The 14784-nt window shown below is 69.2% G+C and carries 13 protein-coding genes; 8 read left to right on the forward strand and 5 right to left on the reverse strand.

The window, feature by feature from the left end; all coding sequences use genetic code 11:
- Positions 1–39 precede the first annotated feature (39 nt).
- Positions 40–858 carry an SAM-dependent methyltransferase gene (locus ACFT7S_RS26855; RefSeq protein ID WP_382736111.1) on the forward strand — a complete coding sequence of 273 codons (819 nt, stop codon included), beginning with the start codon at positions 40–42 and terminating at the stop codon, positions 856–858.
- Entirely contained in the window at positions 855–3032 is a 2178-nt protein-coding gene (locus ACFT7S_RS26860) for a putative bifunctional diguanylate cyclase/phosphodiesterase (RefSeq protein WP_382736113.1), read from the forward strand. Before ACFT7S_RS26855 ends, ACFT7S_RS26860 begins: the two co-directional genes overlap by 4 nt.
- Before the next feature lie 194 nt (positions 3033–3226).
- On the opposite strand, the gene ACFT7S_RS26865 is transcribed toward ACFT7S_RS26860, so the two are convergent.
- On the reverse strand, positions 3227–4123 hold the full coding sequence (locus tag ACFT7S_RS26865; RefSeq protein ID WP_382736115.1) for a LysR family transcriptional regulator: 897 nt from the start codon (positions 4121–4123) through the stop codon (positions 3227–3229).
- 96 nt (positions 4124–4219) lie between these two features.
- Between ACFT7S_RS26865 and ACFT7S_RS26870 the strand changes: the two genes are divergently transcribed.
- Genes ACFT7S_RS26870 through ACFT7S_RS26880 form a run of 3 tightly spaced genes read left to right on the forward strand, consistent with a single transcriptional unit; the run spans position 4220 to position 7621 of the window.
- Positions 4220–4927 carry a succinate dehydrogenase gene (locus ACFT7S_RS26870; protein ID WP_382736116.1) on the forward strand — a complete coding sequence of 236 codons (708 nt, stop codon included), beginning with the start codon at positions 4220–4222 and terminating at the stop codon, positions 4925–4927.
- A gap of 1 nt (position 4928) precedes the next feature.
- Complete coding sequence (locus tag ACFT7S_RS26875; RefSeq protein ID WP_382736118.1) at positions 4929–6878, forward strand: fumarate reductase/succinate dehydrogenase flavoprotein subunit; 1950 nt, start codon at positions 4929–4931, stop codon at positions 6876–6878.
- Positions 6875–7621: a succinate dehydrogenase/fumarate reductase iron-sulfur subunit gene (locus ACFT7S_RS26880; RefSeq protein ID WP_382736119.1), complete on the forward strand. Its 747-nt coding sequence runs from the start codon at positions 6875–6877 to the stop codon at positions 7619–7621. The genes ACFT7S_RS26875 and ACFT7S_RS26880 overlap by 4 nt, the downstream gene beginning before the upstream one ends.
- 42 nt (positions 7622–7663) lie before the next feature.
- Here the strand turns inward: ACFT7S_RS26880 and ACFT7S_RS26885 are convergent, their stop codons facing one another.
- From ACFT7S_RS26885 to ACFT7S_RS26895, 3 genes are all read right to left on the reverse strand, one after another.
- Positions 7664–8029: a hypothetical protein gene (locus ACFT7S_RS26885; RefSeq protein WP_382736121.1), complete on the reverse strand. Its 366-nt coding sequence runs from the start codon at positions 8027–8029 to the stop codon at positions 7664–7666.
- 88 nt (positions 8030–8117) lie between these two features.
- A complete protein-coding gene (locus tag ACFT7S_RS26890; protein ID WP_382736123.1) occupies positions 8118–10538 on the reverse strand; it encodes an ABC transporter in 2421 nt (806 codons plus the stop codon).
- Between the two features lie 77 nt (positions 10539–10615).
- Positions 10616–11620: an MsnO8 family LLM class oxidoreductase gene (locus tag ACFT7S_RS26895; RefSeq protein WP_382736176.1), complete on the reverse strand. Its 1005-nt coding sequence runs from the start codon at positions 11618–11620 to the stop codon at positions 10616–10618.
- 74 nt (positions 11621–11694) lie between these two features.
- Between ACFT7S_RS26895 and ACFT7S_RS26900 the strand changes: the two genes are divergently transcribed.
- Positions 11695–12183, forward strand: coding sequence for a hypothetical protein (locus tag ACFT7S_RS26900; RefSeq protein WP_382736125.1), 489 nt, complete (start codon positions 11695–11697; stop codon positions 12181–12183).
- On the opposite strand, the gene ACFT7S_RS26905 is transcribed toward ACFT7S_RS26900, so the two are convergent.
- The gene (locus ACFT7S_RS26905; protein ID WP_328907291.1) at positions 12184–12399 is read right to left on the reverse strand and encodes a dodecin; all 216 of its coding nucleotides are present in this window, start codon (positions 12397–12399) and stop codon (positions 12184–12186) included.
- A gap of 200 nt (positions 12400–12599) precedes the next feature.
- Here ACFT7S_RS26905 and ACFT7S_RS26910 point away from each other — a divergent pair, with 200 nt between their 5' ends.
- Both ACFT7S_RS26910 and ACFT7S_RS26915 read left to right on the forward strand, forming a co-directional pair.
- The gene (locus ACFT7S_RS26910; RefSeq protein ID WP_382736127.1) at positions 12600–13853 is read left to right on the forward strand and encodes an extracellular solute-binding protein; all 1254 of its coding nucleotides are present in this window, start codon (positions 12600–12602) and stop codon (positions 13851–13853) included.
- A 238-nt stretch (positions 13854–14091) separates the two neighbouring features.
- Positions 14092–14571 (forward strand): nitroreductase family deazaflavin-dependent oxidoreductase, encoded by a 480-nt coding sequence (locus tag ACFT7S_RS26915; protein ID WP_382736129.1) that lies wholly within the window; start codon positions 14092–14094, stop codon positions 14569–14571.
- Positions 14572–14784: the final 213 nt, after the last annotated feature.

The following is a 14784-nucleotide window of genomic DNA, read 5'->3' on the forward strand; positions in this document are numbered from 1 at the left end:
ACATGGCCGGATCGCCGTGGCGACTTGTTGGAGACATCGATGGAGCGTCCCGCCTGGGCACCGCAGGGCATTGACATTTCGGTGCCGAGCGTGTCCCGCATGTATGACTTCTATCTGGGCGGATCGCACAATTTCGAGGTGGACCGGGAAGCGGCCCGTAAGGCCATGGAGTTCATGCCGGGCCTTCCCAAGATCATGCAGGCGAATCGCGCCTTTATGCGCCGGGCCGTGCAGTACGCCGCAACTGAGGGCATCAGCCAGTTTCTGGACATCGGTTCCGGCATTCCGACCTTCGGCAATGTTCACGAAGTCGCCCAGGCCGCCGACCCCGGGGCCAAGGTGGCGTACGTCGACCACGACCCGGTCGCCGTCGCACACAGCCAGGCGGTGCTGGAGGGCGTCGGGAACACCGTGATCGCCGCCGCCGATCTGCGCCGCCCCCAGGACATCCTGAAGAACCCCGAGATCGCCGGACTCCTCGACTTCGACCAGCCGGTCGCGCTGCTCCTCGTCGCGGTACTGCACTTCGTCGAGGACGCCGACGACCCGTACGCCGCAGTCGCCGAACTGCGCGAGGCACTCGCCCCCGGCAGCCTGCTCGTCATGACCCACGCCTCGTACGAGGGGATACCGCTCACCGAGGCCGAGGCGGGCGGCACGGTCGACGTCTACCGCACCATCCGCAACCCGCTCGTCATGCGGTCACGCGCCGAGGTGAGCCGCTTCTTCGAGGGGTACGAGATGGTCGACCCCGGCCTCGTCTCGATGCCCGACTGGCGTCCGGACACCCCCGTGGTGGAGGGCCAGGAAGACCCGTTCGCCTTCTCGGGCTTCGCAGGAGTGGGACGCAAGGCGTGAGCATCCCCGCCCAGGCGTCCGGAGCCCCGGACGCGGAACCGGACGGTCCCGAGGGCCGGCTCCGAAGATTCGCCACGATCTGGAGCCGGGCGATCTTTCCGTCCACGGCCACCTCCATGACACGCCAGGAGTTCGAACAGCATCTGCTGCCGCTGGCACGCGAGCTGAACGAGATCCTGCACGCACGGCCCTTCGACCCGGCGCCCGCACACCGGGTCGGGGCCGCGCTCGTCGCCGCGCACTGCACGGACCCGGACGCGCTCAGCTCGACGCTCGGCGTCATCGACTCGTACCTGGTGCTCTACTGCGGAGGCAACGGACCGCTGGAGCTCTCGACCGAGGACAGCCGGGCCCGCTGCGCGCGGATGCAGCACGCGCTCGCCGGCGGATTCACGCTGGCGCTGCGCGAGCGGACCCTCTCCGAACAGGAGGCCATCGCCCGCTCGGCGTTCACCGCCCGCTCCCACGCCGAACACGCCCTGCACGCGACCGAGGCACGGTTCCGCGCCGTGTTCAAGGACGCGGCGATCGGCATCGGTATCGCGGACCTGGACGGCAACATCCTGGAGGTCAACGACACCCTCACCCGGATGTTCGGCGGCCTCGAACACCACGTCCGCAGCCACAAGGTGAACGAGTGGGTCCACCCCGAGGACTCACCGCACGTGTGGAAGTACTACAACGAGCTGGTACGCGGCGAACGCGAGCACTATCACGTCGAGAAGCCCTACTACCGCAACGACGGCACCGTCCTGTGGACCAACCTCACGGTGTCGCTGCTGCGCGACTCCGAGGGCCGGCCCGAATACCAGCTCGCGCTCATGGAGGACACCACCGAGCGCCGGCTGCTCAACCTGCGGCTGCGCTACGAGGCCACCCATGACGCGCTCACCGGGCTGCCCAACCGGACCCTGTTCTTCGAGCGGCTGGAGAAGACGCTCGCGGCGAAGGGCGGAACCCGCTTCGGGCTCTGCTACCTCGACCTCGACGGCTTCAAGGCGATCAACGACAGTCTGGGCCACGCGGCGGGGGACCGGCTGCTCGTCGAGGTCGCGGACCGGCTGCAGAGCTGTGCGACCGCACCGGGCGAGATGGTGGCGCGGCTCGGCGGCGACGAGTTCGTGGCCCTGACCACCGGGCCGCACACCGAGGACGAGATCGACGAGCTGGCCTGCCGGATCCTCGGGGTGCTGGCCACGCCGATCCGGCTCGACGGCCGCGAGCTGACCGTACGGGGCTCCATCGGCGTGGTCGAAGGACCGGCCGCCGGTGCACGTACCGCCGCCGAGGTGCTGCGCAGCGCCGACATCACGATGTACCGGGCCAAGTCGGCCGGCGGCAACCGCTTCGAGCTCGCGGACGCGGAGGCCGACGCCCGAGCGATCACCCGGCACGGGCTGACCACCGCGCTGCCTGCGGCGCTGGACCGGGGCGAGTTCTTCATCGAGTACCAGCCCCTGGTGCACCTCGGCGACGGCAGCGTGCACGGCGCGGAGGCGCTGGTGCGGTGGTGCCATCCGCAGCACGGTGTGCTCGGCCCCGACCGCTTCATTCCGCTCGCCGAACACACCGGTCTCATCGTGCCGTTGGGGCGGTGGGTGCTGGAGGAGTCCGTGAAGCAGGCCAACTTCTGGCAGGAACGGCACAGTGACGGCGGCCCGCTGCGGATCAACGTCAACCTCTCGCCGACCCAGTTGCACCACCCCCGGCTGGTCGCCGAGACGGTGGACGTACTGGAGCGTTCCGGTCTCGAGCCGGGCGCGCTCTGCCTGGAGGTCACCGAGTCGGCGCTGATCGGCGCCGACGACGATCTCCTCAAGCCGCTGCGGCAACTCGCGGAGATGGGCGTCGATATAGCGCTCGACGACTTCGGTACGGGCTATTCGAACCTGGCGAATCTCCGGCGGCTGCCGGTGAGCGTGCTCAAGCTCGACCGTTCGTTCACGCAGGGCATGCAGCAGCACCCGGCCGACCCGGTCGACCTGAAGATCGTCGAGGGGATCGTCTCGCTCGCCCACAGCCTGAATCTGGCCGTGACAGTGGAGGGCGTGGAGACCGGCGCCCAGGCGGAGCAGCTCCGGCAGCTCGGCTGCGACACGGCCCAGGGCTGGTACTACGCCCGCCCGGGCGCCCCGGACCGCATCCACACCTTGCTCCTGGCCGACGCGGTGTGAGGGGACGTCCTCAATCGCCGGACGGGCTTGGTTTTGCCCCTGCTCATAGGGCGAAGCCAAGCCTGTCCGGGGCGCCTATCAGCCCGTCCGGCGATTGAGGACAAAGCCGGACCCGGGTGAGGCAAGGCCCTGGTCCGGCACATCAAGCCAGTCCGGCGATTGAGGACACACGGGGGCGGCGGCGCCGCACACCCTCACGCGCCGCCCCGCCCCCGCTCCAACAACACCCTCTGCAGCTCCCGCGCAGCCCGCGGCGGCGCCACGTCACTGCGGTGGGCCAGCGCGATCGTCCGCCGCAGCCCCGGCGACGCCAACGGCGTCGTCCGCAGATCGTGCCCGGCCCGGTTCGCGACCATGCTCGGCACCACCGCCACGCCGAGCCCCGCCCGTACGAAGCCGAGGACCGCGTCCATCTCGCCGCCCTCCACCGTGAACGACGGATCGAAGCCCTCGGCCCGGCACGCGGCGACGGTCAGCTCCCGCAGGTCGTAGCCGTGCCGGAACATCACCAGCGGCTCGCCCTGGAGATCGGCGATCCGTACCCGCCCCTTCCGCCCCGGCGCGGGCCCAGCAGCCGACGACACCACGACCAGGTCCTCGTGCAGCAGCTCCACCGTGGTCAGCGCGGGCGACGCGGCCGGCAGGGGGAGCACGACGAGCGCGAGATCCAGCGCCCCACGCGCCAGCTGCCGTACGAGGTCGTGCGAGCCGCCCTCCTCCAGCAGCAGCTGAATCCCGGGGTGCAGATCGTGGAAGGCCCGCAGCACGTCGGGCAGCAGACCGGTGCAGAGGCTGGGCGTGGCACCGAGCCTGATGCGCCCCCGGCGCAGCTGGACCAGCTCCTGCACCTCGTGCCGCGCCGTATCGGCGTCGGCGAGGATCCGGCGGGCCAGTGGCAGCAGCGCCTCGCCGGCGTCGGTCAGCGTGATGTTGCCCCGGGCCCGGCTGAACAGCTCGGCGCCGAGCTCACTCTCCAGTGCCTTGATCTGCTGGGAGAGCGAGGGCTGCGAGACATGGACCTCCTCGGCGGCGCGGGTGAAGTGCCGGGCCTCGGCCACGGCGACGAAGTAGGCGAGCTGTTGGAACTGCATGAGCCGACGATAGCCTCCCGCGATAGGGGCAGGCTATGGAGATGACCCATTCCATGTCTTGGACTGATGAGGCCCTCCGGCCCTAGCGTCGTGTCCATGGCATTGGCAACGCGGACGGACCGGCGGCCGTCCATGACGCGCACGCTCTGGGACTCAACCGTCGGCAAGAAAGCGATCATGGCTGTGAGCGGCCTGGTCATGCTCCTCTACTTGGTCGTCCACATGATCGGCAACCTGAAGATCTTCTTCGGGTCCGGGGAGTTCAACCACTACGCCCACTGGCTGCGTACCATGGGCGAGCCCTTCCTCCACTACGAGTGGGCGCTGTGGCTCGTCCGGGTGGGGCTGGTAGCCGCCGTGGTCCTGCACGCGGTGTCCGCGTACCAGCTGAGCCGCCGCGACATCAAGGCCCGCCCCAGCAAGTACGTCCACAAGAAGCCGCGCGCGAGCTATGCCACGCGCACCATGCGCTGGGGCGGGATCATCCTCGCGCTGTTCATCGTCTGGCACATCCTCGACCTGACCACCGGCACGGTGCACCCGGGAGGATTCCAGTCCGGACGCCCGTACCAGAACGTCATCGACACCTTCTCGACCTGGTACGGCAACGCCATCTACATCGTCGCGATGCTCGCCCTCGGCCTGCACGTCCAGCACGGGTTCTGGAGCGCCGCGCAGACCCTCGGCGTGGGCAGCGCGACCCGCGACCGCGTCCTCAAGACGACGGCCAACGCCCTCGCGCTGGTGCTGACGGCGGGATTCATCGCCGTGCCCGTCGCTGTCATGACCGGAGTGGTGAGCTGATATGAGCGACTACACGCAGTACGGGACGGGCGCGCCCCTCGTCGACGAGAAGGCCCCCACCGGCCCCGTCGCCGACCGCTGGGACACCCGCCGCTTCGAGGCCAAGCTGGTCAACCCGGCCAACCGCCGCAAGCACACCGTCATCGTCGTCGGCACCGGCCTCGCCGGCGGCTCGGCCGGCGCCACGCTCGCCGAACAGGGCTACCACGTCGTCCAGTTCTGCTTCCAGGACTCGCCCCGCCGCGCCCACTCCGTCGCCGCCCAGGGCGGCATCAACGCCGCGAAGAACTACCGCAACGACGGCGACTCCGTGCACCGGCTCTTCTACGACACCGTGAAGGGCGGCGACTTCCGCGCCCGCGAGTCCAACGTTCACCGGCTCGCCCAGATCTCCGTCGAGATCATCGACCAGTGCGTCGCCCAGGGTGTGCCCTTCGCCCGCGAGTACGGCGGACTGCTCGACAACCGTTCCTTCGGCGGCGTCCAGGTCTCCCGCACCTTCTACGCCCGCGGCCAGACCGGACAGCAACTCCTCCTCGGCGCCTACCAGGCACTCGCCCGGCAGATCGCCGCGGGCAACGTCGAACTCCATGCCCGTACGGAGATGCTCGACCTGATCGTCGTCGACGGAAAGGCCCGCGGCATCGTCGCCCGCGATCTGATCACCGGAAAGATCGACACGTACTTCGCCGACGCCGTCGTCCTGGCCAGCGGGGGATACGGCAACGTCTTCTATCTGTCGACGAACGCCATGAACTCCAACGTCACCGCCATCTGGCGCGCCCACCGCCGCGGCGCGTACTTCGCCAACCCATGCTTCACCCAGATCCACCCCACCTGCATCCCGCGCACCGGTGACCACCAGTCCAAGCTGACGCTGATGAGCGAGTCGCTGCGCAACGACGGCCGCATCTGGGTGCCGAAGGCGAAGCGCGACGAACGGCCCGCCAAGGAGATCCCCGAGGACGAGCGCGACTACTACCTGGAGCGCATCTACCCCGCCTTCGGCAACCTCGTGCCCCGTGACATCGCCTCCCGAGCCGCGAAGAACGTCTGCGACGAGGGCCGCGGGGTCGGCCCCGGCGGCCAGGGCGTCTACCTCGACTTCGCCGACGCCATCGCCCGTATGGGAAAGGCGAAGGTCGAGGAGAAGTACGGCAACCTCTTCGACATGTACGCGCAGATCACCGCGGAGAATCCGTACGAGACACCCATGCGGATCTACCCGGCCGTGCACTACACGATGGGCGGACTCTGGGTCGACTACGACCTCCAGACCACCGTCCCCGGCCTCTTCGCGATCGGCGAGGCGAACTTCTCCGACCACGGCGCCAACCGCCTCGGTGCCTCGGCGCTGATGCAGGGTCTCGCCGACGGCTACTTCGTCCTGCCGTCCACGATCAACGACTACCTGGCCCGCAACCCGCACACCGACGAGGTCGACGCCACCCACCCGGCCGTCGCGGCGACGATCGCCGAGACCGAGGACCGGATCAACCTCCTCCTCTGCGTCGACGGCGACCGCACCCCCGACTCCTTCCACCGGGAGATCGGTGAACTCATGTGGGAGTTCTGCGGCATGGGCCGCACCGAGGAAGGGCTGCGCAAGGCGCTCGACCGACTCCCGCAGATCCGGGAGGAGTTCTGGCGGCGCATCAAGGTGCCCGGCACCGGCGAGCAGTTCAACCAGTCGCTGGAGAAGGCCAATCGCATCGTCGACTACCTGGAGCTCGCCGAGCTCATGTGCCTCGACGCCCTGCACCGCGCCGAATCCTGCGGCGGCCACTTCCGCGAGGAATCACAGACCCCCGAGGGCGAAGCCGCCCGCCGGGACGAGGAGTTCTCGTACGTCGCCGCCTGGGAGTTCTCGGGCACGGGCGACGCCCCCGTCCTGCACAAGGAAGACCTCGTCTTCGAGTACGTCCACCCCACTCAGCGGAGCTACGCATGAAGCTCACCCTGCGCGTCTGGCGCCAGCAGAACGCCGAAGAGCCCGGCGCCATGGCCACCTACGAAGTCGACGGCATCTCCCCGGACATGTCGTTCCTGGAGATGCTCGACACCCTCAACGAGGAGCTCATCCTCGACGGGGACGAGCCCGTCGCCTTCGACCACGACTGCCGCGAGGGCATCTGCGGCGCCTGCAGCCTCGTCATCAACGGCGATGCCCACGGCCCGGAGCGCACCACCACCTGCCAGCTCCACATGCGGTCCTTCCAGGACGGCCAGACGATCGACGTCGAGCCGTGGCGGGCCGCCTCCTTCCCGGTCGTCAAGGACCTGGTCGTGGACCGCTCGGCCTTCGACCGGATCATCCAGTCAGGCGGCTACATCTCCGCCCCGACCGGCACCGCACCCGACGCACACGCGACCCCCGTGCCCAAGCCGGACGCCGACTTCGCGTTCGAACACGCGGAGTGCATCGGCTGCGGCGCCTGCGTGGCGGCCTGCCCCAACGGCTCGGCGATGCTCTTCACCTCGGCGAAGATCAACCACCTCAACGTGCTGCCCCAGGGCGCACCCGAGCGCGAGACCCGGGTCCTCGACATGGTGGCCACCATGGACGAGGAGGGCTTCGGCGGCTGCACCCTGACGGGGGAGTGTGCCACGGCCTGCCCCAAGGGCATCCCGCTGCCATCGATCGCCGCAATGAACAAGGAGTGGCTCCGCGCAACCCGCAAGGTCCGGCGGTAGCAATGACCGTCTCTTGTCCTCAATCGCCGGACGGGCTTCGGGCTATCCGTCGAGGTACCGGTGTCTGGCGTTGCCCGGGGAGACGAAGAGGTGGCCCTCGCGGACCTGCCATTCAGTCGTGCCGTCGACTTCGTGGCTGGCGAGGAACAGGCCCCTGATGCGGTCTCCGTCGTCATCGGAAGCCGGGATCCGCGCGATCTCTCCGACCTGGTCGACGAGCCGGTCCAGGGCCGACTGCCGGAGGTCGGCGCCGTAGAAGAGGTAGTGGGTCCAGTTGACGTGCTGGCGAGGCGTGCCCCATCCGTTGGAGTAGTGATCGTCGTGGTGGGACGAGATGATCTCTTGGGCGGCGGCGAGTTGCCTCTCGTCGCACTCCAACCATCCTCTGACCGACACGTAGATGCCCACGGGTGTGTCCTCTCTCAGGGCCGGGTCACGGTGATTCCCATGTTCCATGGTCGGCATCGGTGACCGGACGGCCCGGTGGACCTTCCGGTCACGCCCCCAGGGCCCGCGAGAGATACGGCGCCGTACGGCTCCCGCCCGCCCGCGCGACCTCCGCCGGCGTGCCCTCGGCGACGAGCCGGCCGCCCTGGTCGCCGCCGCCGGGTCCCAGGTCGATCACCCAGTCGGCGCCCGCCACCACGGCCATGTCGTGCTCGACGACCACCACCGTGTTGCGGGCGTCGACCAGGCCGTGCAACTGCCGCATCAGCACCTCGACATCGGCGGGATGCAGCCCGGTGGTCGGCTCGTCGAGCAGATACAGCGTGTGGCCGCGACGGGTGCGCTGGAGTTCGGTGGCGAGTTTGATGCGCTGGGCCTCGCCGCCGGACAGCTCCGTCGCGGGCTGGCCGAGCCGCAGATAGCCGAGCCCCACATCGAGCAGTGTGCGCAGGCTGCGCTCGGCAGCCGGAGTCCCGGCGAAGAACGCGGCCGCCGACTCCACGGTCAGATCCAGCACCTGAGCGATCGTGAGGCCGCTCAGGGTGACGTCCAGGGTCTGCGGGTTGTAGCGCGCGCCATGGCAGTCCGGGCAGGGCGCGTACGTACTGGGCAGGAAGAGGAGTTCCACCGAGACGAAGCCCTCGCCCTGGCAGGTCTCGCACCGGCCGCCCGTCACGTTGAACGAGAACCGGCCCGCCTTGTAGCCCCGTTCCCGCGCTGTTTCCGACTCGGCGAACAGCTTCCGTACGACATCGAAGAGCCCCGTGTACGTGGCCAGATTGGAACGTGGCGTGCGTCCGATCGGCTTCTGGTCGACCTGGACCAGGCGGTCCACCGCCTCCAGTCCCTCCGCCGACGCGCAGCCCTCCGTCTCCGGGATGCCGGGGAGGTCCGCGGTGCCCGACGCCTGCCGGTCGGCGAGCACCCCGGCCAGGACCTGACCGACCAGCGTGGACTTGCCCGACCCGGAGACTCCGGTCACCGCCGTGAACACCCCGAGCGGGAAGGCGGCGTCGACACCGCGCACATTGTGCTGGTCGACCCCGTTCAGTTTCAGCCACCCTGAGGGCGTACGGGGCTCCCGCGCGGGAGCCGGGTCCTCGTCGAAGAGGAACCGGCGGGTCGCGGACTCGGCCACGTCCGCGAGCCCGGCCGGAGGTCCGCTGTGCAGCACCCGGCCGCCGTGCTCACCCGCCAGCGGCCCCACATCGACCAGCCAGTCCGCCTGCCGCACCACATCGAGCTGGTGCTCCACGACGAACACGGTGTTGCCGGAATCCTTCAGCCGTCCGAGGACGGTGAGCAGCGACTCGGTGTCCGCCGGATGCAGCCCGGCCGAGGGCTCGTCGAGCACGTACACCACCCCGAAGAGCCCCGACCGCAGCTGCGTGGCGAGCCGGAGGCGCTGCAACTCGCCGGAGGACAGCGTGGGGGCCGTACGGTCGAGACTGAGATAGCCGAGACCCAGCTCCGTGACCGTCCCGATCCGGGCCAGGAGATCGGCCGTCAGCACGTGTGCCGTCTCGCCTCCGCCCGCCCGGTGGAGCACCGCGGCGAGAGCGGAGAGGGGCAGCGCGGCGAGTTCGGCGATCGTATGTCCGGCGAAGGTGACGGCCATCGCTTCGGGCCGCAGCCGGCTGCCCCCGCAGACCGGGCAGGGCGCACTGGTCAGGAAGAGCTCGGCCTTCGCACGCAGCGTCCTGCTCCGGGAGTCGGCGAAGGTGTGCATCACATAGCGCCGCGCGCTCATGTACGTACCCTGGTAAGGGCGTTGGATGCGGTTCGCGTCCCGTACCGGATGGACCGTCACCACCGGCTGTTCGTCCGTGAAGAGAATCCACTCCCGGTCCTGCGGGGCCAGTTCCCGCCACGGCCGGTCCACGTCGTAGCCCAGTGCGTCCAGCACATCGCGCAGATTCTTGCCCTGCCAGGCGCCCGGCCAGGCGGCGATGGCACCGTCCCGGATCGACAGGGAGGGATCGGGGACGAGCAGTTCCTCGGTGGTGCGGTGGATACGGCCGATCCCGTGGCACTCGGGGCACGCCCCGGCGGCCGTGTTCGGCGAGAACGCGTCGGAATCGAGCCGCTCGGAGCCCGGCGGATAGTCACCGGCCCGGGAGAACAGCATGCGCAGCGAGTTCGACAGAGTGGTGACTGTGCCGACCGACGAGCGCGATCCCGGCGCCGAACGGCGTTGCTCCAGCGAGACGGCGGGCGGCAGCCCGGTGATCTCACCGACATCGGGAGCGCCCACCTGGTGGATCAGCCGCCGGGCGTACGGGGCGACGGACTCGAAGTACCGGCGCTGGGCCTCCGCGTAGATCGTCCCGAAGGCGAGCGAGGACTTGCCGGAACCCGAGACACCGGTGAAAACGGTGAGGGTGTCGCGCGGGATATCGACATGAACGTCCTGAAGGTTGTGCTCACGGGCGCCGCGCACCCGGACATACGGATCGTGGGGGGTGTGCATGGGCGCGGCTCCGAACCGATCGGCAAACGGGATAAACGGTTGATTCTAGGTGGTGAGAGGGGTCAGGAGACGCGGATTCACGCGCCGGTCAGACCTGCGAGCCGCGCCAGCCGGCGCAACGAGTCCACTACGCCCTCACGGTCGTACGAACTGGTGGTGACCAGCACTTCGTCCGCCCCGGTCTCCTTGATGACCACCTCGAGTTCCGCGGCGACCTGCTCCTCCGTGCCGGCCACGTGCCCCCGCAGCCCGCTCTCGTAGAACCCCCGCTCCTTCGCGGTCATCGTCAGCTCCTCGATCCGCTCGGCCGGGGCGAGCGGCGGAAAGGAGCCGTGCGTCCGCGAGTACGCCATGGACCAGGCCTCCGGGACGAGCAGCCGCCGGGCTTCCTCCGCGGTCCCTGCGACGGCGACCGTGCCCGCCACGACGACATAGGGGGCGGCCGACCAGGCGGACGGCCGGAAGTCCCTGCGGTAGCCCTCGACGGCGTGCACGAGCTTCTCCCGGCCGCGCATGTCGCCCACGACCAGCGGGAGACCCGCCGCGGCGGCGATGGCTGCACCCTCGCCCGTCGCCAGGACGTACGGCGGTATGCGCAGGCCCTCGGCGGGATGGGCGTGCACCTGCGGGTACGTCCCCTGGGTGCCGTCCAGCCAGCCGAGCAACTCGGCGAGCTGTACGGCGAAGTCGTCGGCGTCCTCCTTGTCGCGGCCCAGCGCCCTGCGGATGCCGTCCGTGAAGCCCACCGACCGGCCCAGGCCCATGTCGATCCGCCCGGGGAACAGGGAGGCGAGCACCCCGAACTGCTCCGCCACGACGAGGGGCTGGTGATTGGGCAGCATCACTCCACCGGTACCCACCCGGATGGTGGAGGTGGCGGCCGCGACGGCCGCGGCGAGCACGGTCGGCGCCGAACCGGCGACGCCGGGCACGCTGTGGTGCTCGGAGACCCAGAAACGGTGATAGCCGAGCGCCTCGGCCGTACCGGCCAGCCGTACGGTGTCCCGCAGCGCCTGCGCGCTGTCGTGCCCCTCGCGCGTACGGGAGCGGTCCTGGACGGAGAAACGGGTGCGTGCGATCACAGAGCTCACGCATGGTTCAACGTGTGCGCTCCCTGGGGATTCCCCGGCGCGCCGGCCGTCCTACGCTCACGCTTGTGAAAGACGACGCTCGGCCGCTGGCCGTATTCGATCTGGACGGCACGCTCGCGGACACCGCGCACCGGCAGCATTTCCTGGAGGGTGCCCGGCGCAACTGGGAGGCGTTCTTCTCCGCCGCCGTCGACGATCCGCCATTGGAGGTAGGCGTCCGGCTGGCACTGGCCGGTGCGCAGGACTGCGAAATCGTGTATCTGACGGGCCGCCCGGAACGGTGCCGCCGCGACACGCTGGCCTGGCTGGCGCTGCAGGGGCTGCCGGAGGGGCGCGTGTACATGCGGCGCAACGGCGACCGGCGGCCGGCCCGCCGCACCAAGCTGGAAATCCTGAAGCGGCTGGGCCGGGAGCGTGACGTCCGGGTCCTCGTCGACGACGACGAACTGGTCTGTGACGCGGCCGAGACGGCCGGATTCACGGTGGTGCGAGCCCGTTGGGCGACGCCCTCACCCGTACTCGAGGACGCGCAGGAACGCGAGGGGCGTACCTGATCAGGTGCCTTCGTCGAGTCGGAAGCCCACCTTCAGGCCCACCTGGTAGTGCGCGATCCGCCCGTCCTCGATATGCCCGCGCACCTGTGTCATCTCGAACCAATCGAGATTGTGCAAAGTTTCCGAAGCCCTCGCGATGCCGTTGCGGATCGCGGCATCGATGCCTTCCTCGGAGGTTCCTACGATTTCAGTGACCCGATACGTGTGATTGGACATCTTATGTCTCCTCTCGTGCCTCCACGGTGCCTCACCCGGGAGCGGTGCGCGAGGGATCGGGTTCGGTGATCGGCCTTTGACCGGCCCTTGACCTACCCATTGGTCCATACCAAAATCCAGCCACACGCCCGTGCGAGCGCCGCCCGCAGTCCCCCACACCGGGTCCTGTTCCGTCGTGCCGTTTCGCAGAAGGTGACCACGTGAAGAACCGCATGCTGGCCGGAGCCGTCGCGCTCGTATCCTCCGTAGTGCTGAGTGGCTGCGGCTTCCTCCCGGGCGCGGGCGGAGGTGATGTCACGGTGACGCTGTGGCTGATGAAGGACAGCGTCTCGCAGGATTTCCTGGACCGCTTCACGGAGTCGTACGAGAGCGAGAACGCCTCCGTCCGGCTGGAGTTCAAGATTCAGGAGTGGAGCGGCATCGGCCCCAAGGTCACCGCGGCCCTCGACAGCGACGACGCGCCGGACGTGATCGAGGTCGGCAACACCCAGGTCGCTCAGTACGCCGAGAGCGGCGGACTGCGCGACCTCACCCTCGAATCGATGCGCGACCTCGGCAGCGAGGATTGGCTGCCCGGTCTCGCCGAGCCCGGCAGCATCAACGGCATGCAGTACGGAATCCCCTGGTACGCGGCCAATCGGGTGGTGATCTACAACAAGGAACTCTTCGCCCGCGCGGGCATCGAGACTCCGCCCAGGACACGCCGTGAATGGCTCAAGGACACCGAGGAGCTCAACAGCTACGGCACTCAGGGCATCTACCTCGCCGGCCAGAACTGGTACGTACTCGCCGGGTTCATCTGGGACGAGGGCGGTGAACTCGCAGACGAGAACGGCGGCGACTGGAAGGGCGCGCTCGACTCTCCCGCCGCGCTCAAGGGCATGAACTTCTACAAGGAACTCCAGTCCCTCGGCAATGGTCCCAAGGACGCCGACGAGGAGAAGCCCCCGCAGACCGACGTGTTCGCCGGGGGCGACGTCGCCCAGATCATTTCGGTGCCCGGCAGCGCCGCCCTGATCGAGCAGAAGAACCCCGAACTCAAGGGAAAGCTCGGCTACTTTCCCATTCCCGGCAAGACGGCGAAGGCCCCGGGTTCGGTCTTCACCGGCGGCTCCGATCTGATCGTGCCGGAGAAGGCGGACCACCGCAGCGCGGGCATCGAAGTGATCAAGGCGCTGGCGAGCAGGAAGTGGCAGACCGAACTGGCCAGGGCCATGAGCTACGTACCCAACAAACCGAGCCTCGCCCCCGTCATCGAAGGCCAGGAAGGCACCGCCGCAATGGCCGAGGGAGCCACCCGTGGCCGCGCCACTCCCAACTCGCCCCAGTGGGCGGCCGTCGAGGCCGCCAACCCGATCAAGCCGTACATGACCGCCGTCCTCGAAGGCGGCGACCCGGTCGCGGAAGCCGCCTCGGCATCGGAGCGCATCACAGCGATACTCGCGCGCAGCTGACCGCCCACTTCTCGGCAACCACGGCCGGCAAACTGCCGCTGCGCTCCGTAGCCGGTGCGGACGCCATCGAGTTTGCCGAAGCCAAGGCCCGGGAACTCCTCGCCCAGGCCGAGGTCTCACGCGAGCTGGGCGGCAACCTGGCCTACGACGACACCCAGGCCTGAGCAATACGCCCCGCACCCCGGCCGAGGCGGAGGCCGCCGCCGGGTGCAGTTTCGACAGCATGGAGGTAGGCAACATGCCGCTCAAAGGCGAGTACGAGCCGAGCACGCAGCAGTTGGTAAGGGACCAGGTGGAGCTGTACGAAAGCTCCGGTGGCACGGAAGGAACGACGCTGGGCAGCCTGGTCGGTCCGGCGGACGTGAAGCGGCGGGACCTGCCTGTCGTCATCCTGACCACCGTGGGCGCGAAGAGCGGCAAGATCCGCAAGACCCCGGTCATGCGGGTGGAGCACGATGGCTCCTATGCCGTGGTCGCCTCCCTGGGAGGAGCCCCCAAACACCCGGTCTGGTACCACAACGTGGAGGCCGACCCCCGGGTGGAGCTTCAGGACGGCCCGGTGCGCCAGGACATGCTCGCACGCGAGGTGACCGGGGACGAGAAGGTCGTGTGGTGGGCTCGAGCCGTCGAGGCGTACCCGGACTATGCCGACTACCAGAAGAAGACGGACCGTGTGATCCCGGTCTTCGTTCTGGAGCCGGCAGCCGAGGATCACTGACGTGGCACAGCCGGTTCAGCCTGCGGAACTCCCGCGCCTGTCCCTGGCGACACCAGCTGACCAGCGCATTCACCCGACTCCCGCCCTGCCCCGGCCGGCCACCTGACCCGCGGCACTCTCCCTGCCCAGCCGCGACCCGAGGAATCCTGAGCCCGGGATTCAGCCGTCGCACATCCCGACTCTCCGTTGCGGTCACGTCGAGTCCAGCCGGTC

The organism is Streptomyces sp. NPDC057136 (assembly GCF_042670885.1).
In the GTDB taxonomy this organism is placed as follows: Bacteria; Actinomycetota; Actinomycetes; order Streptomycetales; family Streptomycetaceae; genus Streptomyces.